Origin of the sequence: Streptomyces sp. NPDC051578 (assembly GCF_044454045.1) — a bacterium.
Taxonomy (GTDB): domain Bacteria; phylum Actinomycetota; class Actinomycetes; order Streptomycetales; family Streptomycetaceae; genus Streptomyces.
The window spans coordinates 1517058-1538550 of sequence record NZ_JBITDH010000001.1 but is presented as its reverse complement, the minus strand read 5'-3'; the positions used below and the strand labels follow the sequence as shown (position 1 = coordinate 1538550).

General features: G+C 73.7%; 16 protein-coding genes. 10 read left to right on the top strand and 6 right to left on the bottom strand.

Going from position 1 to position 21493, the window contains the following annotated elements:
- Window positions 1-33: 33 nt before the first annotated feature.
- From ACIA6C_RS06825 to ACIA6C_RS06810, 4 genes are all read right to left on the bottom strand, one after another.
- The gene (locus ACIA6C_RS06825; RefSeq protein WP_399273397.1) at window positions 34-3933 is read right to left on the bottom strand and encodes a multifunctional oxoglutarate decarboxylase/oxoglutarate dehydrogenase thiamine pyrophosphate-binding subunit/dihydrolipoyllysine-residue succinyltransferase subunit; all 3900 of its coding nucleotides are present in this window, start codon (window positions 3931-3933) and stop codon (window positions 34-36) included.
- Window positions 3934-4192: 259 nt separating this feature from the next.
- Window positions 4193-5245, bottom strand: a complete 1053-nt coding sequence (locus ACIA6C_RS06820; protein ID WP_361129777.1) for a HAMP domain-containing sensor histidine kinase — start codon at window positions 5243-5245, stop codon at window positions 4193-4195.
- 101 nt (window positions 5246-5346) lie between these two features.
- Window positions 5347-6087, bottom strand: a complete 741-nt coding sequence (locus ACIA6C_RS06815; RefSeq protein WP_366080184.1) for a response regulator transcription factor — start codon at window positions 6085-6087, stop codon at window positions 5347-5349.
- 133 nt (window positions 6088-6220) lie between these two features.
- The gene (locus ACIA6C_RS06810) at window positions 6221-6766 is read right to left on the bottom strand and encodes a hypothetical protein (protein ID WP_399273395.1); all 546 of its coding nucleotides are present in this window, start codon (window positions 6764-6766) and stop codon (window positions 6221-6223) included.
- 42 nt (window positions 6767-6808) lie between these two features.
- Here ACIA6C_RS06810 and ACIA6C_RS06805 point away from each other — a divergent pair, with 42 nt between their 5' ends.
- The 5 genes from ACIA6C_RS06805 (at window position 6809) to ACIA6C_RS06785 (ending at window position 13146) form a co-directional block, all read left to right on the top strand.
- The gene (locus ACIA6C_RS06805) at window positions 6809-8227 is read left to right on the top strand and encodes a hypothetical protein (RefSeq protein ID WP_399273392.1); all 1419 of its coding nucleotides are present in this window, start codon (window positions 6809-6811) and stop codon (window positions 8225-8227) included.
- 74 nt (window positions 8228-8301) lie between these two features.
- Window positions 8302-9162 carry a sulfurtransferase gene (locus ACIA6C_RS06800; RefSeq protein ID WP_399273390.1) on the top strand — a complete coding sequence of 287 codons (861 nt, stop codon included), beginning with the start codon at window positions 8302-8304 and terminating at the stop codon, window positions 9160-9162.
- Window positions 9163-9227: 65 nt separating this feature from the next.
- Window positions 9228-10052 (top strand): DUF4097 family beta strand repeat-containing protein, encoded by an 825-nt coding sequence (locus tag ACIA6C_RS06795; protein WP_399273388.1) that lies wholly within the window; start codon window positions 9228-9230, stop codon window positions 10050-10052.
- Window positions 10053-10156: 104 nt separating this feature from the next.
- On the top strand, window positions 10157-12553 hold the full coding sequence (gene lon, locus ACIA6C_RS06790) for an endopeptidase La (protein WP_366080189.1): 2397 nt from the start codon (window positions 10157-10159) through the stop codon (window positions 12551-12553).
- Between the two features lie 152 nt (window positions 12554-12705).
- A complete protein-coding gene (locus tag ACIA6C_RS06785) occupies window positions 12706-13146 on the top strand; it encodes a MarR family transcriptional regulator (RefSeq protein ID WP_329198227.1) in 441 nt (146 codons plus the stop codon).
- 19 nt (window positions 13147-13165) lie between these two features.
- Here ACIA6C_RS06785 and ACIA6C_RS06780 read toward each other — a convergent pair whose 3' ends face one another.
- Window positions 13166-13939: a hypothetical protein gene (locus ACIA6C_RS06780; RefSeq protein ID WP_399273385.1), complete on the bottom strand. Its 774-nt coding sequence runs from the start codon at window positions 13937-13939 to the stop codon at window positions 13166-13168.
- 453 nt (window positions 13940-14392) lie between these two features.
- Between ACIA6C_RS06780 and ACIA6C_RS06775 the strand changes: the two genes are divergently transcribed.
- The 5 genes from ACIA6C_RS06775 (at window position 14393) to ACIA6C_RS06755 (ending at window position 20221) form a co-directional block, all read left to right on the top strand.
- Window positions 14393-17401 (top strand): nitrate- and nitrite sensing domain-containing protein, encoded by a 3009-nt coding sequence (locus ACIA6C_RS06775; RefSeq protein ID WP_399273383.1) that lies wholly within the window; start codon window positions 14393-14395, stop codon window positions 17399-17401.
- Window positions 17398-17871, top strand: a complete 474-nt coding sequence (locus tag ACIA6C_RS06770; protein WP_361128726.1) for a roadblock/LC7 domain-containing protein — start codon at window positions 17398-17400, stop codon at window positions 17869-17871. Before ACIA6C_RS06775 ends, ACIA6C_RS06770 begins: the two co-directional genes overlap by 4 nt.
- On the top strand, window positions 17868-18251 hold the full coding sequence (locus tag ACIA6C_RS06765; RefSeq protein WP_361128723.1) for a DUF742 domain-containing protein: 384 nt from the start codon (window positions 17868-17870) through the stop codon (window positions 18249-18251). The genes ACIA6C_RS06770 and ACIA6C_RS06765 overlap by 4 nt, the downstream gene beginning before the upstream one ends.
- A complete protein-coding gene (locus tag ACIA6C_RS06760; RefSeq protein ID WP_399273381.1) occupies window positions 18232-18852 on the top strand; it encodes a GTP-binding protein in 621 nt (206 codons plus the stop codon). Before ACIA6C_RS06765 ends, ACIA6C_RS06760 begins: the two co-directional genes overlap by 20 nt.
- Before the next feature lie 103 nt (window positions 18853-18955).
- A complete protein-coding gene (locus ACIA6C_RS06755; protein ID WP_366080195.1) occupies window positions 18956-20221 on the top strand; it encodes a styrene monooxygenase/indole monooxygenase family protein in 1266 nt (421 codons plus the stop codon).
- Here the strand turns inward: ACIA6C_RS06755 and ACIA6C_RS06750 are convergent.
- Entirely contained in the window at window positions 20167-21438 is a 1272-nt protein-coding gene (locus tag ACIA6C_RS06750; protein ID WP_399273379.1) for an NlpC/P60 family protein, read from the bottom strand. The two genes, ACIA6C_RS06755 and ACIA6C_RS06750, sit on opposite strands and share 55 nt — an antisense overlap.
- Between the last annotated feature and the right edge of the window lie 55 nt (window positions 21439-21493).

Genomic DNA, 21493 nt, shown 5'->3' with positions numbered 1-21493 from the left:
GGCCTTCCGGTCGTGGTCGGGCCGCCGGAGCGACTACGCCTCGAAGACCTCGTTCAGCAGCAGCTGCTGCTCCGCCTGGTGGCGCTTCGCGGAGCCCACCGCCGGGGAGGAGCCGTGCGGGCGCGAGATGCGCCGCAGGCGCTCGCCCGCCGGGATGTCCGCGCCGACCGCCAGGTCGAGGTGGTCGATCAGGTTCAGCGCGATGAACGGCCACGCACCCTGGTTCGCCGGCTCCTCCTGCGCCCAGATGTACTTCGCCGCGTTCGGGAACTTGGCGATCTCCGCCTGGAGCTCCGCGCCCGGCAGCGGGTACAGCCGCTCGATGCGGATGATCGCCGTGTCCGTGATGCCGCGCTTCTCCCGCTCGGCCTCCAGGTCGTAGTAGACCTTGCCCGCGCAGAAGACGACCTTGCGGACCGCGTTCGGGTCCACCGTGCTGTCGCCGATGACCGGACGGAACGAACCGGTCGTGAACTCCTCCGCCTTCGACGCCGCCGCCTTGAGACGCAGCATCGACTTCGGCGTGAAGACGATCAGCGGCTTGTGGTGCGGGTTGTGGACCTGCCAGCGCAGCAGGTGGAAGTAGTTCGACGGCAGGGTCGGCATCGCGACCGTCATGTTGTCCTGCGCGCACATCTGCAGGAAGCGCTCCGGGCGGGCGGACGAGTGGTCCGGGCCCTGGCCCTCGTAGCCGTGCGGCAGGAGCAGCGTGACGCCGGAGGTCTGGCCCCACTTCTGCTCGGCCGAGGAGATGAACTCGTCGACGACGGTCTGCGCGCCGTTGACGAAGTCACCGAACTGGGCCTCCCAGAGGACCAGCGCGTCCGGACGGGCCAGCGAGTAGCCGTACTCGAAGCCCATGGCCGCGTACTCGGAGAGCAGCGAGTCGTAGACGTTGTAACGGGCCTGGTCGTCCGACAGGTACTGCAGCGGGGTGTAGTCCTCGCCCGTCTCCCGGTCGATCAGGACCGCGTGGCGCTGGCCGAACGTGCCGCGGCGGGAGTCCTGGCCCGACAGGCGGACCGGGGTGCCCTCCATCAGCAGCGAGCCGAAGGCGAGGGTCTCGCCCATGCCCCAGTCGATGGTGCCCTCGTCGATCATCGCCGCCCGGCGCTGGAGCTGCGGCAGCAGACGCGGGTGGACGGTGACGTTCTCCGGGATGTTGACCTGCGCCTCGGCGATCCGCTTGACGACCTCCTGGGAGACCGCGGTGTTCACCGGGACGGGGAACTGCTGCTGCGCGACCGGGGCCGGCGTGCCGATGGCGGGCTGCGTGGCGGCTTCGCGGACCTCCGCGAAGACCTTCTCCAGCTGGCCCTGGAAGTCCTGGAGCGCCTGCTCGGCCTCTTCCAGGGTGATGTCGCCGCGACCGATGAGGGACTCGGTGTACAGCTTGCGCACCGAGCGCTTCTTGTCGATCAGGTCGTACATCAGCGGCTGCGTGAACGCCGGGTTGTCGGACTCGTTGTGGCCGCGACGGCGGTAGCAGATGAGGTCGATGACCACGTCCTTGTTGAACGCCTGGCGGAACTCGAAGGCGAGCCGCGCGACGCGGACCACGGCCTCCGGGTCGTCACCGTTCACGTGGAAGATCGGGGCCTCGATCATGCGGGCCACGTCGGTCGCGTACATGGACGAACGCGAGGACTCGGGGGCGGCGGTGAAGCCGACCTGGTTGTTGATGACGACGTGGACGGTACCGCCGGTGCGGTAGCCGCGCAGCTGCGACATGTTCAGCGTCTCGGCGACGACGCCCTGGCCGGCGAAGGCCGCGTCGCCGTGCAGGGCCAGGGGCAGGACCGTGAAGTCCGTGCCGCCCTTGTTGATGACGTCCTGCTTGGCGCGGGCGACACCCTCCAGGACCGGGTCGACGGCCTCCAGGTGCGAGGGGTTCGCGACGAGCGAGACCTTGATCTGCTCCCCGTCCAGGCCCGTGAAGGTGCCCTCGGCGCCCAGGTGGTACTTGACGTCGCCGGAGCCGTGCATCGACTTCGGGTCGAGGTTGCCCTCGAACTCGCGGAAGATCTGCGCGTAGGACTTGCCGACGATGTTCGCGAGGACGTTCAGGCGGCCGCGGTGGGCCATGCCGATGACGACCTCTTCGAGGCGGGCCTCGGCGGCCGAGTCGATGACGGCGTCCAGCAGCGGGATGACGGACTCGCCGCCCTCGAGGGAGAAGCGCTTCTGGCCGACGTACTTCGTCTGCAGGAAGGTCTCGAAGGCCTCCGCCGCGTTCAGGCGGCGCAGGATGCGCAGCTGCTCCTCGCGCTCCGGCTTGGAGTGCGGGCGCTCGATGCGGTCCTGGATCCACTTGCGCTGCTTGGGGTCCTGGATGTGCATGAACTCGACGCCGGTGGTGCGGCAGTACGAGTCGCGCAGCACGCCGAGGATGTCGCGCAGCTTCATCATCGACTTGCCGGAGAAGCCGCCGACCGCGAACTCGCGCTCCAGGTCCCACAGGGTGAGGCCGTGCTCGGTGATGTCGAGGTCGGGGTGCTTGCGCTGCTTGTACTCCAGCGGGTCGGTGTCGGCCATGACGTGGCCGCGGACCCGGTAGGAGTGGATCAGCTCGAAGACGCGGGCGGCCTTGGTGACGTCGTCGTCGTGGGAGGCGTCGATGTCCCTGAGCCAGCGGACCGGCTCGTAGGGGATGCGCAGCGCCTCGAAGACGTCGTCGTAGAAGCCGTTCTCGCCGAGCAGCAGGTTCGCGACGATGCGCAGGAACTCGCCGGAGGCCGCGCCCTGGATGACCCGGTGGTCGTAGGTCGAGGTCAGGGTCATGACCTTGGAGATGCCCAGCTTGTTCAGGGTGTCCTGCGAGGTGCCCTGGAACTCGGCGGGGTAGTCCATCGAGCCGACGCCCATGATGACCGACTGACCGGGCATCAGACGCGGCACGGAGTGGACGGTGCCCAGGCCGCCGGGGTTGGTCAGCGAGACGGTGACGCCGGTGAAGTCGTCCATCGTCAGCTTGCCGACGCGGGCGCGGCGGACGATGTCCTCGTACGCCTGCCAGAACTCGAAGAAGTTGAGGGTCTCGGCCTTCTTGATGCCGGCGACGACGAGCTGCCGGTCGCCGTTGGCCTTCACCAGGTCGATCGCGAGGCCGAAGTTCACGTGCTCCGGCTTGACCAGGGTCGGCTTGCCGTCCTTCTCCGCGAAGGAGTAGTTCATGGACGGCATGGCCTTGATGGCCTGCACCATCGCGTAGCCGATGAGGTGGGTGAAGGAGATCTTCCCGCCCCGGGCGCGCTTGAGGTGGTTGTTGATGACGATGCGGTTGTCGAAGAGCAGCTTCACCGGGACGGCGCGGACGGACGTGGCCGTCGGGACGTCGAGGGAGGCGTTCATGTTCTTGGCGACGGCCGCCGCCGGACCGCGGAGCGTCACCAGCTCGGGCCCGGCGGGGGCCTCGGCGGTGGGCGCGGACTTCTGCGGGGCGACCGGAGCGGCGGCCTGGGAGGAGGGCGCGGCCGGTGCGGCGGCCGGAGCCTGGGAGGTGACAGTCACAGCAGGGGCACCAGAGGGGGTGGCAGGAGCAGGGGCAGGAGCTGACACGGGCGCGGCGGCGGCAGGGGCTCCGGTGGAGCCGGTGTCCGCCACGGGAGGTGCGGCGCTCGCCGCCCCCGTGGCGGCTGCGACGCCGGCCCGCGGGACCTCGGCGGGGACGGTGGCGGCGGCCTGTGCGGAGGCGCCGTCCGTCGTCGCGGACTTCTCGGGACCGTCCGCCTTGACGGGAGCGGCAGCGCCCCCCGGCCTGTAGTCGGCGAAGAAGTCCCACCAGGCCCGGTCGACCGAGTGGGGGTCCTGGAGGTACTGCTGATAGATCTCGTCGACGAGCCACTCGTTGGCACCGAAGCCTGAGGCAGGGGTCTTCCCGCCCTCTGCTGCTTCGGTCGTGGTGCTCGGGTTACTGGGGGACTGTGGCGACACGGCGGCAACCGCCCTCTTCCGCTTCACAAGGTATGGACAGCGGGAATAAAGGCTACGCCTCCCGGGAGGGGTGATGCAGGCCGGGCGGGACTTACGTCGCGCAGGTCACATCGAACGGCGGGTTTCACCGCCGGGAATGGCGGGAAACAAGCGTGGTTCGGGTAGGGGGCACCGAGGTTGCGGCCCCCTTGGCTTCGCACCCCTTACGATCCCTGCCTGGTGTGGCCGAGATCATGTCTTCTCCCACTCGAACCCTACGTCAACGCGGCGCCCGGGAACTGCCCGGAAGCGTGACGAGGATGCGGCAGCCCCGTGACGATTCGGCCACGCGGATGTCGCCCCCGTGCAGGCCTACGGCCCAGCGGGCGATGGCGAGGCCCAGCCCCGTACCGCCGTCTCCGCCTCCCGCGCTGCCCCGGTTGAAGCGCTCGAAGACCCTGTGGCGTTCCTCTTCCGGGATTCCAGGGCCTTCGTCCCGGACCTCGACCACCAGGCTGTCGGGCGCGTCGCCGGCCCGCGCGCGGACCGTGACCCGGCCGTGTGGCGGGCTGTGCTTGACCGCGTTGTCGATCAGGTTCGCCACCACCTGGTGCAGCCGCTCCGCGTCCGCGTACGCGGTCAGTTCCGACGGGTGCACGTCCAGGTGGAGGTGGACGTCGTTGCGGGTGTGGCCGCCCGAGCCCGTGGCCAGCCCCGGCCGGCCCGCCGCCGCGAGCCCCGACTCCTTGAGCACCCCGGACAGGTACGGCCACACCTCGAAGCGGCGCGCCCGCAGCGGCACCACCCCGTTGTCCACCCGGGACAGGTCCAGCAGGGTCTCCACCAGCCGGCCCAGCCGCTCGGTCTGCTTGAGCGCCGTCCGCATGGTCTCCGGATCGGCCTGCGAGACACCGTCCACCACGTTCTCCAGCACCGCGCGCAGCGCCGCGATCGGGGTGCGCAGCTCGTGCGAGACGTTGGCGACGAGTTCCTTGCGGTGGCGGTCCACCGCCTCCAGGTCGTCCGCCATCAGGTTGATCGTCGAGGCGAGGTCGCCCAGCTCGTCGCGACGCCCGGCCCCGCGCACCCGGCGCGTGTAGTCCCCGCGGGAGATCGCCCCGGCCACCGTCGTCATGTCGTCCAGCGGCGCCGTCAGGCTGTGCGCCACGAACTGCGTGATCAACATCGAGGCGATCACCGAGAACACGGTGATGAACCGCAGCTCCGTGTCGGTGCGCAGGGCCACCATCAGCAGCCCCGTCGTGATGAACACCGACACCACGACGAGCGAGCCCAGCTTCGTCTTGATCGAGAACGGCGAGAACGGGCGCAGCCCGCCGGCGCGGTCACCGGGCCGGTCACCGCGGTCACCGGGGCGGTCACCCGCCGTGCCGGTGCGGCCGGAGCCGCGCCCCCGGCCGGGGCGGGCGCCGCTCACGGCTGGGCCGGGGTCTCCAGGGCGTACCCGACGCCGTGGACCGTACGGATCCGCTCGGCGCCGATCTTGCGGCGCAGCGCCTTGATGTGGCTGTCGACCGTACGGGTCCCGGAGGCGTCCGCCCAGTCCCACACCTCCGCCAGCAGCTGTTCGCGGGAGAGCACCGCGCGCGGCGTCCCCGCCAGGCACACCAGCAGGTCGAACTCGGTCGGCGTCAGGTGCACGTCCTCGGCCTGCACCCGCACCCTGCGCTGCGCGTGGTCGATCTCCAGGTCACCCAGGCGCAGCGTCGCCCCGCGGGGGGCGGTCGCCGCCTGCGTGGCCCGCTCCACCCGCCGCAGCAGTACGTGGACCCGCGCGGCCAGCTCCCGCATCGAGAACGGCTTCGTCATGTAGTCGTCCGCGCCGACCCCGAGCCCGACCAGCATGTCGGTCTCGTCGTCCCGCGCGGTGAGCATCAGGACCGGGACCGGCCGCTGCGCCTGGACCCGGCGGCAGACCTCCAGCCCGTCGAAGCCGGGCAGCATGACGTCCAGCACCAGCAGTTCGGGCAGCCAGCTCTCGGCGGCCGCGACCGCGGCCGGGCCGTCGTACGCCGTCTGCACCTGGAATCCCTCGGCGCGCAGCCGGGCCGAGATGGCGTCGGCGATGGTGCGGTCGTCCTCGACCACGAGCACGCGCCGCTGGGCACCGGGGGTGGCCGCGGCGCCGCTGTGGGTGGTGTGTGTCTGTTCCATGTCCCGCCCCTGAAGATCCCGCGTGATGGGGTGCAGCGTAGAGGAGGCACCGGCCCGCGGCCATGTGGGGTTCCCACGGACCGGCGCGGGCGTCCGGAACCCGCCCTGCCGGCTCGAAGGGGCTCGGCCCGGCTCAGCCCTCGAAGGGGGGCAGGGCGTCCAGCACCTTCGTCAGGGCGGGCGGCACGGAGCCGTCGTCGGTGACGACCTTGGTCGTGCCGCGCACGAAGGTGTACGTGAACCCGTCGAAGACCGTCCCGCCACTCTTGGTCGGCCGGGGCAGGTGCGCGAAGTCGGCTTCCCGGACCGCCGTGCGCAGCCGGGTGAGCTGGGCCTCGGAGAGGCGGCCCGCGCCCTCTGGCTCGGCGCGGACGCCCTGGCGGGTCCAGGCGCCGTCGGAGGCGACGGTCAGGGTGTGCGTCCGGCCGGCGAAGCCGCCGCTGCGGGTGACTGTGACCAGGGTCTCCGTGGCGGCGGGCGGCCGCGAGGAGGCCCCGGGCGCGGGCTGCGAGGGCGGACCGGCGCCGGGGGAGGGCGGGTCCTGCGCGGAGGGCAGGCTCGCGCCGGCCGACGCCTCCGTGCTGAAGGTCACCAGCGAGTGGTCGGGTCTGGCGAGACCGCATCCGCTCAGGACCACCGCGCCCAGCAGTGCCGCCGCCATCGCCCTGAACGCATCCACAACCCACCTCCGCTGGAACGGGGGCCGACCCGAACCCCGAGTATGGAGTCCGCACCACCCGCACGGAAGCACCCGGAGGCCGACATCAGCCGCACAGCCCTGTGGCGCGGGCTGCCGCCGCTCATCGCCGTCGTCCTCGGCCTCTGGGGCCTGGAACGCGGCCCGGGCGGCGGCAGCATGTGGCGCGACGAATCCGTCACCGTCCAGGTGGCGCACCGCCCGCTCGCCGCCCTCGCGGAGCTCCTCGGGCGTGTCGACGCCGTCCACGGGCTGTACTACCTGCTGATGCACGGGGTCTACGGCCTGTGGGACGGCGGCCTGTGGGCGCTGCGCCTGCCCTCCGTCGCCGCCACCGCCCTGGCCGCCGCCGGAGTGGCCGCGGTGGCGCACCGGCTCGCCGGGCCGCGGGCCGCGGTGATCGCCGGAACCGCCTACGCCCTGCTGCCGCCCGTGCAGATGTACTCCCAGGAGGGGCGCTCGTACGCCCTCGTCGCCTGCGCCGTGGTGTGGGCCACCTACCTGTTGCTGGCCGAGCGGTGGGTGGCGTACGCGGTGGTGCTGCTGCTCGGCTGCTGGCTGCACGAGTTCGCGGTACTGGCCCTGCTCGCGCACGGCTGCGCCGCCGGGCGCTCGCGCGGCTGGCGGTGGAGCGCCGCGGCAGTCCTGGCCGCGCTGGCGCCGCTGGCCGTCGTCAGCGCCCGGCAGGCGCAGCAGCAGCTCGGCTGGCTCGGGCGGCCGGGCTGGCAGGACTGGACGGCCTACGGGGTGCTCGTGCTCGCCGTGGTGCTCCTGGCGCGGGGCGTCCGCGACGAGCGGCGGGCGCTGCGGGTCGCGGTGCCGCTCGCGCTGCTGCCGCCGGGGCTGCTGATGGCGCTCTCGCTGGTGCACCCCTGGTACGTCGACCGGTACGTGCTCTACGCGCTGGCCGGACTCGCCCTGCTGATCGGGCTGCGGCTCGCGCGGGCCGACGCGGCGCGGGCGCGGCGCGCGGTGTGGCCCTGGGTGCTGGCAGGGGCACTGCTGGCGCCCTGGGGGTGGTGGTCGGGGTGGCTGCGGACCCCCGAGAGCCGCAAGGACGACGTCCTGGCGGTCGCCGCGGCCGTACGGGAGCGGGCCCGGCCGGGGGACGCCGTGCTGTTCATGCCGTCGCGGCGGCGCGAGTGGCTGCTGTCCTCACCCGGCACGTACGCGCCCCTGCGGGACCTGGCCCTGGCCCGGACCCCGGCGGCCTCGCGCAGCCTGTGGGGGACCGAACTGCCCGCGCGGGAGATACGCGCCCGGCTGGCCCGGACGCCGAGGGTGGTGGCCCTGCTCGATCCGCGGGGGCAGCCGCTGGACCCGTACCCGGCGGAGGCCGCGAAGCGGGAGGCCCTCGCGGACGGGTTCCGGCTGTGCTCGCTCGCGCAGGTGCGGGGGGCGAGGGTCGCGGTGTACGGCCGTACGGGGGCCGACTGCCCCTGAAAGGGCCGTCCGGAGGCGGTGGTTGGATGGGCGGGTCGATCCCGACGCGGACCCGGACGCCGGAGGAACCCCCGATGAGCGCGCCAGAAGCCCCCTTCGGACCCCTGATCGGGGCCGAGCGACTCGCCGTGCTGCTCCTGGAACCGGACCTGGTGCTGTTCGACGCCTCCGTCGGCGCGCTGCGCGGAGCGGACCGGCGGATCCCGGGGGCCCGCCCCTTCGACCTCGACGGGGCCCTGTCCGACCACCGCGCACCCGTCCCGCACACCATGCCCGCCGCCTCGGCGTTCGAGGAGGAGATGCGCGGCCTCGGGCTCCGCGACGACGACACGGTGGTCGTGTACGACGGCGCCGGGATCTACTCCAGCGCCCGGGCCTGGTGGATGCTGCGCGCGATGGGCTTCGACCGGGCCGCCGTCCTGGACGGCGGGCTGCCCGCGTGGACCGCCGCCGGGCTGCCGCTGGAGAACACCGCCCCGGCGTACGAGGGCCCGCGCGGCTCCTTCACCGCCCGGCCGCGGCCCGGGCTGCTGGTGGACGCCGCCACCGTGGCCGGGGCCCTGGCGGACCCGGCCGCCGCGGTGCTCGACGCCCGCACCCGGGAGCGGTTCGCGGGCACCGCCCCGGAACCCCGGCCGGGCCTGCGCGGCGGCCACGTGCCGGGCGCGGTCAGCCTCCCCTTCGCGGAACTCCAGTCTCCCGGCGGCCTGATGCGGCCCGCGGAGGAACTCCGGGAGGCTTTCCGCGCGGCGGCGGGGGACCGGGAGCGCCTCTACCTCAGCTGCGGCTCGGGGGTGACGGCCTGCGTCCTCGCGCTCGGCGCGGAGCTGGCCGGCTACCGGGAGACGGCCGTGTACGACGGCTCCTGGGGCGAATGGGGCCTCCCGGAGCTCCCGGGCCGGCCCCTGGAGCGCCCGGTGGCGACGGGGGGATAACCCCCGGCCCGTGCGGGTAGCGGCCCCATCGTCGCGAGGGGGCGGGGCCCGTCAGACTTCCGCACATGACGTCCCGCTCCCGCACCTTCCCCGCCCGGCCGGCCCTCGCGTTACCCGCCCTCGCCGTCACGTCGGCACTGCTCCTGACCGGCTGCACCCTCGGCCGCCTCGCCCAGGGAGGCCAGAAGACGGCGACCGACGACGCCACCGTGACCGAGGCCGTCCGCGCCGTCGAGGTGGCGGACGGACGGCACGGCTCCGTCGAGGTCGTCCCGGGCAGCGGCCCGGGCGTCACCGTCCACCGCACGGTCCACTACCGCGGTGGCACCCCGCCCAGGCCGGACCAGCGGGTCACGTCGGGCGTGCTCACCTTCACCGCCGGCTGCTCCGGCAGCTGCTACGTCGACTACCGGCTGGAGGTGCCCGCCTCGGCGACGGTGAAGCTGCGCACCGACAGCGGCCGCCTCACGGTCACCGGCGTCGCGGCCGCCGACCTCACCTCCTCCTCGGGCACCGTCACGGCCGAACGCGTCGCGGGCCCCCTGACGGTCCGTACCTCCTCCGGCGAGGTCGGGGCCGGGCGCATAGCGGGCCCGCTGAGGATCCGTACCTCCTCGGGCGACATCCGGGCGGCGGAGCTTTCCGGCACGCAGGCCGAGGTCCACTCCCGTTCGGGCGACGCCCGCCTGGCCTTCGCCACGCACCCGGCCTCGGTCACGGCCGACACCGGCTCGGGCGACGTGACGCTCCGGGTGCCCCGGGGCGCCTACCGGATCGCGGCCACCTCCTCCTCCGGCACCCGTGACATCAGCCTCCCCGCCGACCCGGCCGCCCCGTCGAGCCTCTCCGTGAAGACCACCTCGGGCGACGTCCACCTCTCGGCAGACTGACCCCGGCGCACGTGTTCGCCGCCGGCGAACTCAGGTGGGGGAACATTGCCGGGCTCCGGGACATTGAGTCGGCATAGCTCAACTTGACTGCCGGAGGGAAGATCATGGCTTCGACGTCCGTAACGCTCACCCTGCCCGTGTTGCCGCTCGATGACGAGGTCGTGCTGCCCGGGATGGTGGTACCGCTGGACCTGTCCGACGCCGAGGTGCGCGGAGCCGTGGAGGCCGCGCAGGCCGCCGCGGGCAGCGGGAAGCCGCGGGTGCTGCTCGTACCGCGCATCGACGGGAAGTACGCCGCGACGGGTGTGCTCGGCACCGTCGAGCAGGTGGGACGGCTCTCCGACGGTGACCCCGGCGCGCTGATCCGCGGCCGCGGCCGCGTCCGCATCGGCGCCGGGACCACCGGCCCGGGGGCCGCGCTGTGGGTGGAGGGGGAGACCGTCGACGAACAGGTGCCCGACCCGCTGCCGGGGGCCGTCGCCGAGCTCGTCAAGGAGTACAAGGCCCTCGCCACCAGCTGGCTCAAGAAGCGCGGCGCCTGGCAGGTCGTGGACCGGGTCCAGCAGATCGAAGGGGTCTCCGCGCTCGCCGACAACTCCGGGTACTCGCCGTTCCTGACGGTGGCCCAGAAGGTGGAGCTGCTGGAGACGGCCGACCCCGTGGCCCGGCTGAGGCTCGCCATCAAGGCGCTCAGCGACCACCTCGCCGAACAGGACGTCGCCGAATCCATCGCCAAGGACGTCCAGGACGGCGTCGACAAGCAGCAGCGCGAGTTCCTGCTCCGCCGCCAGCTGGAGGCCGTCCGCAAGGAACTGCGCGAACTGAACGGGGAGAAGGACGGCGAGGAGTCCGACGACTACCGGGCCCGCGTCGAGGCCGCCGACCTGCCCGAGAAGGTACGGGAGGCCGCGCTCAAGGAAGTCGAGAAGCTGGAGCGGGCCAGCGACCAGTCCCCCGAGGGCTCCTGGATCCGGACCTGGCTCGACACCGTCCTGGAACTGCCTTGGAACGAGCGCACCGAGGACGAGTACGACATCCGCGGCGCCCGCGCGGTGCTCGACGCCGAACACGCCGGGCTGAGCGACGTGAAGGACCGCATCACCGAGTACCTCGCCGTCCGCAAGCGGCGCTCCGAGCGCGGCATGGGTGTCATCGGAGGCCGCCGCGGCGGCGCCGTACTGGCCCTGGTCGGGCCCCCCGGTGTCGGAAAGACCTCCCTCGGCGAATCGGTCGCGCACGCCATGGGCCGCAAGTTCGTCCGGGTCGCGCTGGGCGGCGTACGGGACGAGGCCGAGATCCGCGGCCACCGGCGGACGTACGTGGGCGCGCTGCCCGGCCGCATCGTGCGGGCCATCAAGGAGGCCGGGTCGATGAACCCGGTCGTGCTCCTGGACGAGATCGACAAGGTCGGGTCCGACTTCCGCGGCGACCCGGCGGCCGCGCTGCTGGAGGTGCTGGACCCCGCGCAGAACCACACCTTCCGCGACCACTACCTGGAGGTGGAGCTGGACCTGAGCGACGTGGTGTTCCTGGCCACCGCGAACGTGCTCGAAGCCATCCCCGAGGCGCTCGCCGACCGCATGGAACTGGTCAGGCTCGACGGCTACACCGAGGACGAGAAGATCGTCATCGCCCGTGACCACCTGCTGCCGCGCCAGCTGGAGCGGGCCGGGCTCGCGGCCGACGAGGTGGTCCTGGAGGAGGGCGCGCTGCGCAAGCTGGCCGGGGAGTACACCCGCGAGGCGGGCGTGCGCACCCTGGAACGGTCGCTGGCGCGACTGCTGCGCAAGGTCGCCTCGCAGCACGAGCTGGGGGAGCGGGAGCTGCCGTTCACCATCGGCGCGGACGACCTGCGGGCGCTCATCGGGCGGCCGCACCACGTCCCGGAGTCGGCTCAGGACCCGGCCGAGCGGCGCACCGCCGTACCGGGCGTGGCCACCGGCCTCGCCGTGACGGGAGCCGGCGGCGACGTGCTGTTCGTGGAGGCGTCCCTGGCCGATCCGGAGACCGGGGCGGCCGGGCTGACCCTGACCGGGCAGCTCGGCGATGTCATGAAGGAGTCGGCGCAGATCGCCCTCAGCTTCCTGCGCTCGCACGGCGCGGAGCTGGAGCTCCCGGTGGCCGACCTCAAGGACCGGGGCGTGCACATCCACTTCCCGGCGGGGGCGGTGCCGAAGGACGGTCCGAGCGCGGGCATCACGATGACGACCGCGCTGGCGTCGCTGCTGTCCGGGCGGCAGGTGCGGACGGATGTGGCCATGACCGGCGAGGTCTCGCTGACCGGGCGGGTGCTGCCGATCGGCGGGGTCAAGCAGAAGCTGCTGGCCGCGCACCGGGCAGGGCTGACGACGGTGATCATCCCGAAGCGGAACGAGGCGGACCTCGACGACGTGCCGGCGGAGGTGCTGGAGGGGCTGGAGGTGCACCCGGTCACGGACGTGCGGCAGGTGCTGGAGCTGGCGCTGGCCCAGGCGGCGGTGGCGGCCGTCACCGCCGCCTGACCCGGACCGGTCCCCGCATCTCGATCCGCCCGCGCCGCCGCCGGGAGGCGCAGCCGCGGGCCGCAACCGCGGGGCGTCGTGCCGGGTGGGAGGTGCGCTGCGAAATACTGGGTGTACGCAGCGTGTGACCACACCATCGACGGGAGCCGGACGTGCACGGGAGAGAAGACCAGGAGTTCCTTGCCCTGGAGCGGGAGCTGTCCGTCTTCCTCCGGCGCGCCCGGGCCTCGTCCGGCGAGATGGCCCGCGCCCTCCACCCCGAGCTGGAGCCCGCCGCGTACGGGCTCCTCGTCCGGCTGGAGGCCGCGGGCCGGCAGCGGGCCACCGAGCTCGCCGCCTACTTCGGCGTCGGCAAGGCCACCATGAGCCGCCAGCTGCGCGCCCTGGAGGTGCTCGGCCTGGTGGCCCGCGAGCCGGACCCCGCCGACGGGCGGGCCTTCCTCGTCGGGCTCACCGACGAGGGCCGGGCCCGGTTCCTGCGGGTCCGGGGCGCCCGGCGCGAGCAGTACATGCGCAAGCTGGCCGACTGGGACCGCGGCGAGGTCGCCGAGCTGGCCCGGCTGCTCCACCAGCTCAACCAGGGCGCCGAGTAGGCCGGGTGGGCCGCGCGGGTCACAGCTCCGCGTAGACCGCCGACGCGTCGTCGTGGCGCTTGTGGCGGGCCGGCGGGCGGCCCGGGTCGGACTCGGCCGCGCGGACCCGGCCGATCAGGCCCTCGGCGCCCTCCTTGCGCAGCACGGCCATGCAGTCCGCCCAGTCGCCTTCCCGGAAGGTGTCCGTCCACCGGCTGGCGCCGTCCGTGAGGGCGGCCACCGCCCGCACCTGACCGCGCGGGGTACGCCCGGTCACCGCCCGGGCCGCCACGGCCGGGTCCGCGGCCGCCGTGAAGAAGCCGCCCTCCGCGTTGCGCAGCGCGTCAGCCGTCGCCGCCGAGCGCAGCGCCGCCGGCGGCACCCGGTCCAGCCGGTCGTCCACCACCGCCGTGACCCGACCGCCGGGTGCCTGCAGCAGCAGTACGGAGTCCGACAGCACCAGATGCTCCACGTGCGTCTCGTCCCAGCGGGCCATGACCACCGTCGCCTGCGGTGTGCGCACGTGAGAAAGGTCACAGCCGCTGCCGTGGGCCGCGGCGGTCGACCCGATGGCCTCCGCCAGGATCCGGTCCAGCGGCATGTCCCGCCGCGAGCCCGACAGTTCGGCCAGCCGGCCGCCGAGGCGGGCCGTGAACCACGGCACCCCGTGCACACAGCCGTCGTCGCCGCGCGGGGGCGTGACTCCGTCGAGAAGCACCACAACTCCGCCGCCCAACGCGGGTATCGCAGCTGAGACCCAGTCCTCGTTGGGGCGTTCCGGGCTGCCGGCCACCGAGGCCAAGTCGATGCGCATGCGGACATTCTGCCCCGCCTCGGCGGCCGCGGACGGACCCCCGGCCAGGCCAGGTACGTACCAAGTCGGGAGGGGCGGGACGGCCCCGCGCGAAGCCCGCCGGACGGGAGGGCGGGGCATCTTGCCAAAGCGCGCCGCGTTCTTTCAACCACCCGTCCACGGACGGCACCTGGCACACGCGGCCCGAGTTGGTCGGCCACTCCTCTGTGATGTTCACTCCTTCGAGTGGCGGGGTGGGCGATGTGCGGCTCTGTTCCCATCGCACTGCGAAGGTCTGAGGCGGTACGAGGGGGCAGGGGGCGTTTACTTGTTGACCGGCCGTTACCTCGGCCACACGAGTAGACGAGCACGAGCACACGTACAGGATTGCGAGCACCGGTGCAGAAGAAGCGGTCTCGGAAGAACGGCACCGCCAGCGCAGACGGACCCGCCCCCGCAGGACGTCGCGTCCGCGTGCGCAGCAGGCTGGTGGTCGGCGTGGCCGTCGCGGGCCTCACCGTCCTCGCGGCAGGCGCTCCCGCCGTCGTCTCCGCAACCAGAGAACTCAACGACTCCCAGCGGCTGGTGACCCTCGCCGAGCAGGCGCAGGCGAGCCTCACCCTGGCGCACCTCCTCGGCGACGAGCGGGACGCCGTCGTCGAGTACGCCGCCAAGGGCCGCCCCGCGGGCGCCAAGGCCGCCGTGCAGGAGCGCGTCGCCGGCACCGACCGGCAGCTGTCCGAGGTCCGGCCCGACGCGGACGAACAACTCGCCGGGGTGCTCGGCCGGATCCCGGCCGTGCGCACCGAGGCCGTCGACGGCAAGGGCGGCGCCCTCGCCGCGCACCAGGCCTACAGCGCCGTCATCGCGGAACTGCTCGCTCCGGGCGACCGGCTCGCCGAACTGACCCCGCCGCGCGCGGAGGCCGCCCTGGCCACCACCCGCCCGCTCGCCCCCCTCGGCCAGGCCGTCGAACAGGCCTCGGCCACCCGGGGGCTGCTGCTCGCCGCCCTCGCCGTCCCCCGTGGCGACCAGCCCTCCGGCACCCCCGCCGCCGACGAACTCACCGCCGCCGCCCAGCGCGCCCGGGTCCGGGAACAGGCCGCCCTCGACGACTTCGCCCGGGCCGCACGGCCCGACGTACGGCAGACGCTGACCGTCACCGTCACCGGTCCCGAGGTCAAGTCGGCCGACGACTACCTGCGGCGCCTCACCGAGCGGCCGACGCTGTCCACCGCCGACCGCAAGACCGACGCCGGTTCGGTCGGTTCGGCCCTCACCGCCCGCATCGACCGGATGCGGTCGGTGGAATCCACGCTGGCCGGCCGGCGCTCCACCTCCCTCGCCACCCTGCGCGACGACGACGTCCAGCGGCTGGAGCTGCTCGTCGCCTTCCTCGGCGTGCTGTTCCTGTTCGTCGTCGGCGTCTCCACGGCCGTCGCCCGCTCGCTGACCCGGCCGCTGTCGGTGCTGCGCCGGGGCGCGGCGCGGCTGGCGACGCCCGAGGGCTCGGTGGAGCCCGTCCGGTTCACCGGCCGCAACGACGAGTTCGCCGAGGTCGTGCGCCACCTCAACGCGGTTCGGGACCAGACCGTCGCCCTGCACACCAAGGTCGCCGGGCTCGACGCCGACCGGCGCCGGCTCATCGGCCGCAACGAGGCGCTGTCCTCGGGCCGGGGCGCGCTGGAAGCGGAGCTGGCGCAGGTCCGGGCCCGGCTGGAGGCGGAGCTGGCGGAGGTCCGCACCGGGCTGGAAGCAGAGCTGGTGGAGCTGCGCGCGGGGCTGGAGGAGCACCGGCGCATCATGTCGACGACCTCCGTCTCGCTCTCGCTGCGGACCCTGGGCCTGGTCGAGCGGCAGCTGGCCGTCATCGAGGAGCTGGAGTCCAAGGAGCAGGACCCGGAACGGCTCTCGACCCTGTTCAAGCTGGACCACCTGGCGACCGTGATGCGCCGCCACAACGAGAACCTGCTGGTGCTGGCCGGGCAGGAACACGGCCACGGGCAGGGGCTGCCGGTGCCGCTGATCGACGTCATGCGGGCCGCGGTCAGCGAGATCGAACGCTACGAGCGGGTCGACCTGGCGGCGATGCCGTCGTACACGCAGGTCGCCGGGCACGCCGCCGACGACATCTCGCACGTGCTCGCGGAACTCCTGGAGAACGCGACGACGTTCTCGCCGCCGGACGCCAAGGTGAAGGTGTCCGGACGGCTGCTGGACTCCGGTGAAGTGGTGCTGTCCGTGGTGGACGAGGGCATCGGGGTCACCGCCGACCGGCTGGAGACGCTGAACGCCCGGCTCGCGACGCCGGACGCCTACGACGAGGAGCCGGAGGCGGAACACGGCCTGGGCCTCGGCCTCTACGTGGCCGGCCGCCTGGCGGCACGCCACGGGGTGACCGCGGAGCTCCGGGCCGGCCGGTACGGCGGGACGGAGGCCCTGGTGGTGGTCCCGGCCGCGCTGCTGCCGGTCGCGCCGCCGACCTCGCCCGTGCACACGCTGGCCACGCCCGGACTGCCGGAGTACCGGCTGCCCGGGGTGATCGCGGAGGCGAACGAGAACACGCTGCCCCCGAGGATCCCTCCGGTGGCCGAGGGCGCCGAAGGCACTGAGTCCTCCGCCGAGCCGGGTACGGAGCGCGGGGCGGCGGCCGGCGCGGACGCGGCCCCGGGGGCCGACGCCGACGCCAACGCCGCCGCCGTGGTCGGGACCCCGGCCGATGGCGCCGGCACCGCCGCCGCGGTCGGGACCCCGGCCGATGACGCCGACGCGACGAGCGGGATCTCCGCCGACGCCGACGACGCCGCTGCGGACCGTCTCGCCCCGGGCGCGGACCCGGACGGGCAGGCGGCCCACGGCGAGGAGCCGTCGTCCCGGGACGGGGCCTTCGGGGACTCCGCCGGGCAGTCGCCCCCGCAGGCGCAGGTGTTCACGGTGGGCGCCCCCGCCGGCGGGGAGCCGGGCGGGGTGGACCCCGGGGAGGAGCTCCTCGCGAGGGTCGTGCCCGAGCCGGACCCGGCGGCCTTCGCGGTGCCCGACCCCGAGCCGGGGAGCGCCGAGCCGCCGGCCGGGACCGGGCACGGGGCCGTCGTACAGCAGGGAACGCTGGCCGGGCCCGGGCGGCCCGACGCCGCCCCGGCGGAGCCCGACCCCCACGGCCGGGCAGCCGCCGAGGACAGCTGGCTCCCGCGCCAGGGCAACCACGGGCACCCCGAGGAGGCCGTCACCGACAAGGGCCTGCCGAAGCGGACCCGGCGCCCCGCAGCCAAGACCGCGACGGCCGGGCGGCCCGCCGACGTACGGCCCGAACCCCGCCGGGTGGACGCCGAGGAGCTGCGCCGCAGGCTCGGCGGCTTCTACCAGGGCTCCCAGGACGGGCGGCGCGTCGCCGCGGCCGAACTGGCCCAGGACCCGGGCCCCGACCAGGGCCGTCAGCAAGGGCAGACCGACCGGGGGGATACCGCACAGGAGGCACGCACATGACCGCGCCCAGTACGTACGGACTGAGCACCCAGGCCCGCAACCTGCAATGGCTGCTGACCGACCTGGTCGAGGAGGTACCCGGAGTCAACTCCGTCGCCGTCGTCTCCTCGGACGGGCTCTTGCTGCTCTCCTCCGAGCCGGCGCCCGCCACGGCGGCCGAACGTCCCAAGGGCCCCCGGGGAGCCTCCGCCGACCTCGCCACCATCGTCTCCGGGCTCGGCAGCCTCACCAGCGGCGCCGCCGACCTCATGGAGTTCGGCTCCGTCAAGCAGACCATGGTGGCCATGGAGCACGGCTCCGTCTTCGTCATGGTCATCAGTGACGGCTCGCTGCTGGGCGTGCACGCCACCCCCGACTGCGACATGAGCGTCGTCGCCTACCACATGGCCCTGTTCGTGGGGCGGGCCGGGCACGTCCTGACCCCCGAAGTCCGCAGCGAGCTGCGCCAGTCGATGGAGAACACCCCGTGAGGAGTCCGGCTTCCGACCGGCTGCCCATACGCGGCGCCGACCGCCGCCCCGCCCGGGTCCGCCCGTACTCCCTCACGGGCGGCCGGACCCGCTTCGCGCAGATCCTGCTGGTGGAGACCTTCGTCGCCGCCCTCGACACCGGTCCGGCCGAGACGGCGGACCGGATGCCGGAGATGCCGGCCATAGTCGAGGTGTGCCGCCGCATGCGCACGATCGCCGAGATAGCGGCGCTGCTGAAACTGCCGCTCGGCGTGGTCCGCGTCCTGGTCAGCGACCTCGCCGACCAAGGGCGGATCCGCGTCTACGGCACGGGCCACGGCACCGGCCGTCCCGACCGCGCGCTGCTGGAAAGGGTGCTCGATGGCCTTCGCCGTCTCTGACCGGGCCCTGGCCGAGGACGAACCCGTCCAGCCGTGGCAGTACGACCGCTCGCGCGCGCCCGTCGCCGTCAAGGTGCTGGTCGCGGGGGGTTTCGGCGTCGGCAAAACCACCTTCGTGTCGTCCGTCTCCGAGATCACCCCGCTGCGCACGGAGGCGGTGATGACCCAGGCGAGCCTGCCCACCGACGACCTGTCCGCGACCCCGGACAAGAACACCACCACCGTCGCCATGGACTTCGGCCGGGTCACGCTCGCCGACGACCTCGTCCTGTACGTGTACGGGACGCCGGGCCAGGAGCGCTTCTGGTTCATGTGGGACGACCTGGTGCGGGGCGCGATCGGCGGGCTGGTGCTGGCCGATACGCGCCGGCTGCGCGACTGCTTCCCGGCCCTCGACTACTTCGAGAGCTGCGGGCTGCCGTACGCCGTCGCCGTCAACCACTTCGAGGGCTCGCGTGCGTACGAGAAGCGGGACGTGCGGGAGGCGCTCGGCATCGCACCGACCGTACCCGTCGTGATCATGGACGCCCGCCGCCGGGCGACGGTGGTCGAGTCCCTGCTGGCCCTGGTCTCGCACGCCCTGGACGCGACGCCCGAATAGCGCGCCCGGCGCGGGCCCGCCCGGAACCGCAGCCGGGCGTACGACCGCAGCCCCGCACGACCGAAGCCCCGAACCACCGCAGCCCCCGAATCGAGAACGTGAGATGCGCAAGATACTCGTCGTCGGGGCCGGCCAGTCCGGTCTCCAGCTCGCCCTCGGACTCCAGTCGAAGGGGTACGAGGTCACCCTCATGTCCAACCGGACGGCGGACGAGATCCGCACCGGGCGGGTCATGTCCACCCAGTGCATGTTCGACACGGCGCTCCAGCACGAGCGGGACCTCCAGCTGGCCTTCTGGGAGCGGCAGGCCCCGAGGATCGAGGGCGTCGGCGTCTCGGTCGCCGCCCCGGACGGCGGGCGCGCCGTCGACTGGCTCGGCCGCTTGAAGGGCTTCGCGCAGTCCGTCGACCAGCGCGTGAAGATGGCGGGCTGGATCGACACGTTCGTGCAGCGGGGCGGCCAGCTGGTCATCCACGGCGCGTCCGTCGCCGACCTGGACTTCTTCTCCCGGACGTACGACCTGGTGCTCGTCGCCGCCGGCAAGGGCGAACTGGTGTCGATGTTCGGCCGGGACGCGGCGCGGTCCCCCTACGACGCGCCGCAGCGCGCGCTGGCCGTCTCGTACGTGCACGGGCTCCGGCCGCGCCCGGAGCACCCGGAGACGGAGGCGGTGCGCTGCAACCTGGTGCCGGGAGTCGGCGAGCTGTTCGTCATGCCGACCCTGACCACTTCGGGGCGGGCGGACATCCTGTTCTGGGAGGGCCTGCCGGGCGGTCCGGTGGACGTCTTCAAGGGCGTCAAGGACCCGTCGGAGCACCTGGCGCTGACGCTGGAGCTGATGGAGAAGTTCGCGCCCTGGGAGTACGCGCGCGCCACCAAGGTGGACCTGACGGACGCGGGCGGCACCCTCGCCGGGCGTTACGCGCCGGTCGTGCGCAACCCGATCGGGCGCCTGCCGGGCGGCGGCCTGGTGCTGGGCGTCGCCGACGTGGTCGTGGCGAACGACCCGATCACCGGGCAGGGCTCGAACTCCGCCGCGAAGTGCGCGGCCTCGTACCTCTCCTCGATCCTCATGCACGGCGACAAGCCGTTCGACGAGGCGTGGATGAAGGCGACCTTCGACAAGTACTGGTTCACGACGGGCAAGCCGGTGACCCAGTGGACCAACGCGATGCTGGGCGTGCCGCCGGAGCACGTGCTGAACCTGATCGGGGCGGCCGGGCAGCTGCCGCCGGTGGCGGATCGATTCGCCAACGGCTTCGACAACCCGGCCGACTTCGACGCGTACTTCTACGACCCCGAGGACACGGCGGACTACCTGGCGGAGGTCTCGGCTTCGGTGTCGCCGTCGGGCCCTGCCCCCGAGTAGCCGGTGTCGTCCCCCTCCGTGGCCGATTCGGGCAGCGGCGGGAGGGTGAACGAGGCGAGCGGGGTCCCGCCCGGGTCCGGGCGTACGGCGCCCAGGACCGGGTTCGCGGCGATCGGCGACACCTTGACGCGGGATCCCGGCCGGGGCGCCTGGATGACCTTGCCGCCGCCGATGTACAGGGCGACGTGGGTGGCGGTGGGGAAGTACACCACCAGGTCCCCGGGGCGCAGCCGGTCCAGCGGCACCTTCGGCAGCTGCGCCCACTGCTCCTGGCTCGTCCGGGGGATGGACCGCCCGGCGTGCTCCCAGGCCCGGGAGGTGAGACCGGAGCAGTCGAAGGAGGCCGGGCCCTCGGCGCCCCAGACGTACGGCTTGCCGATCTGGGCCGCCGCGTAGGCGAGGGCCGCGCCGCCCGCGGCGGTGGGGGTGGCGGCCGCCGCGGAGGCGGAGGGGGCGCCCGCCCGGCCCAGGCGGCCGGAGCCGACGAACTCCCGCTGCGCTTCGGCGGTGACCGCGTCCTCACGGGCGCCGAGCTGGGCGAGTTGCTCGGCGGTCAGGGAGGCCAGGAGCCGCTCGACCTCCTTGAGCCGGCCGGTGACCTCGTCCTTGTGCCGTTTCTGCTCGGCGGTCAGGTTCCGCTGCGCGTCCAGGGCCTTGCGGGCGGCGCCGGCGAGGGTCCCGGCGTGCTGTTCGCCGTGTTCGAGGCGGGCGAGGACCCCGGCGGTGCGGGCGCCCTGGAGGGCGGTGAGGCGGCGCTGGTCGGAGGCGTGGCGGAGGTCTCCGGTGAGGAGCATCCGCAGGTAGGGGGAGAGGCCGCCGCGGGCGTGCTGGTACTGCTCGCGGGCCAGCCGGCCGGCGAGGGCCCGCTCGGCGGTGAGGGCGGTACGGGCCTTGCCCAGCTCGGCGGTGAGCCGGCGCTCCTCCTCCTGGCGCGCCTTGAGGGCGACTTCGGTGGCGTTGTACGCCTCGGATGCCTGCTCGGCCTTCCGGTACAGGTCCTGGAGGCGGGTGAGCAGCACTCCTACGGGCTCGGTGGCGGGCGCCGAGCCCGGCTGGGAGGCAGGGGCCTTCCCGGGCACCGGAGCGGGCCGGGGCGCTGCGACGGGTTCCGTCGCGGGGAGGGGTTCGGCGCGGGCGGTGGCGGGCGGGCCGGCGGCCGTGAGGAGGACGGCGGCGGCGATGCAGACGGTGTGGACAAGGCGTGGTCGGTTTGTCATGTAATCACCTCCGGGGCAGGCCGATGCTGCCATGTCCGGTATGACGAATCGTCCA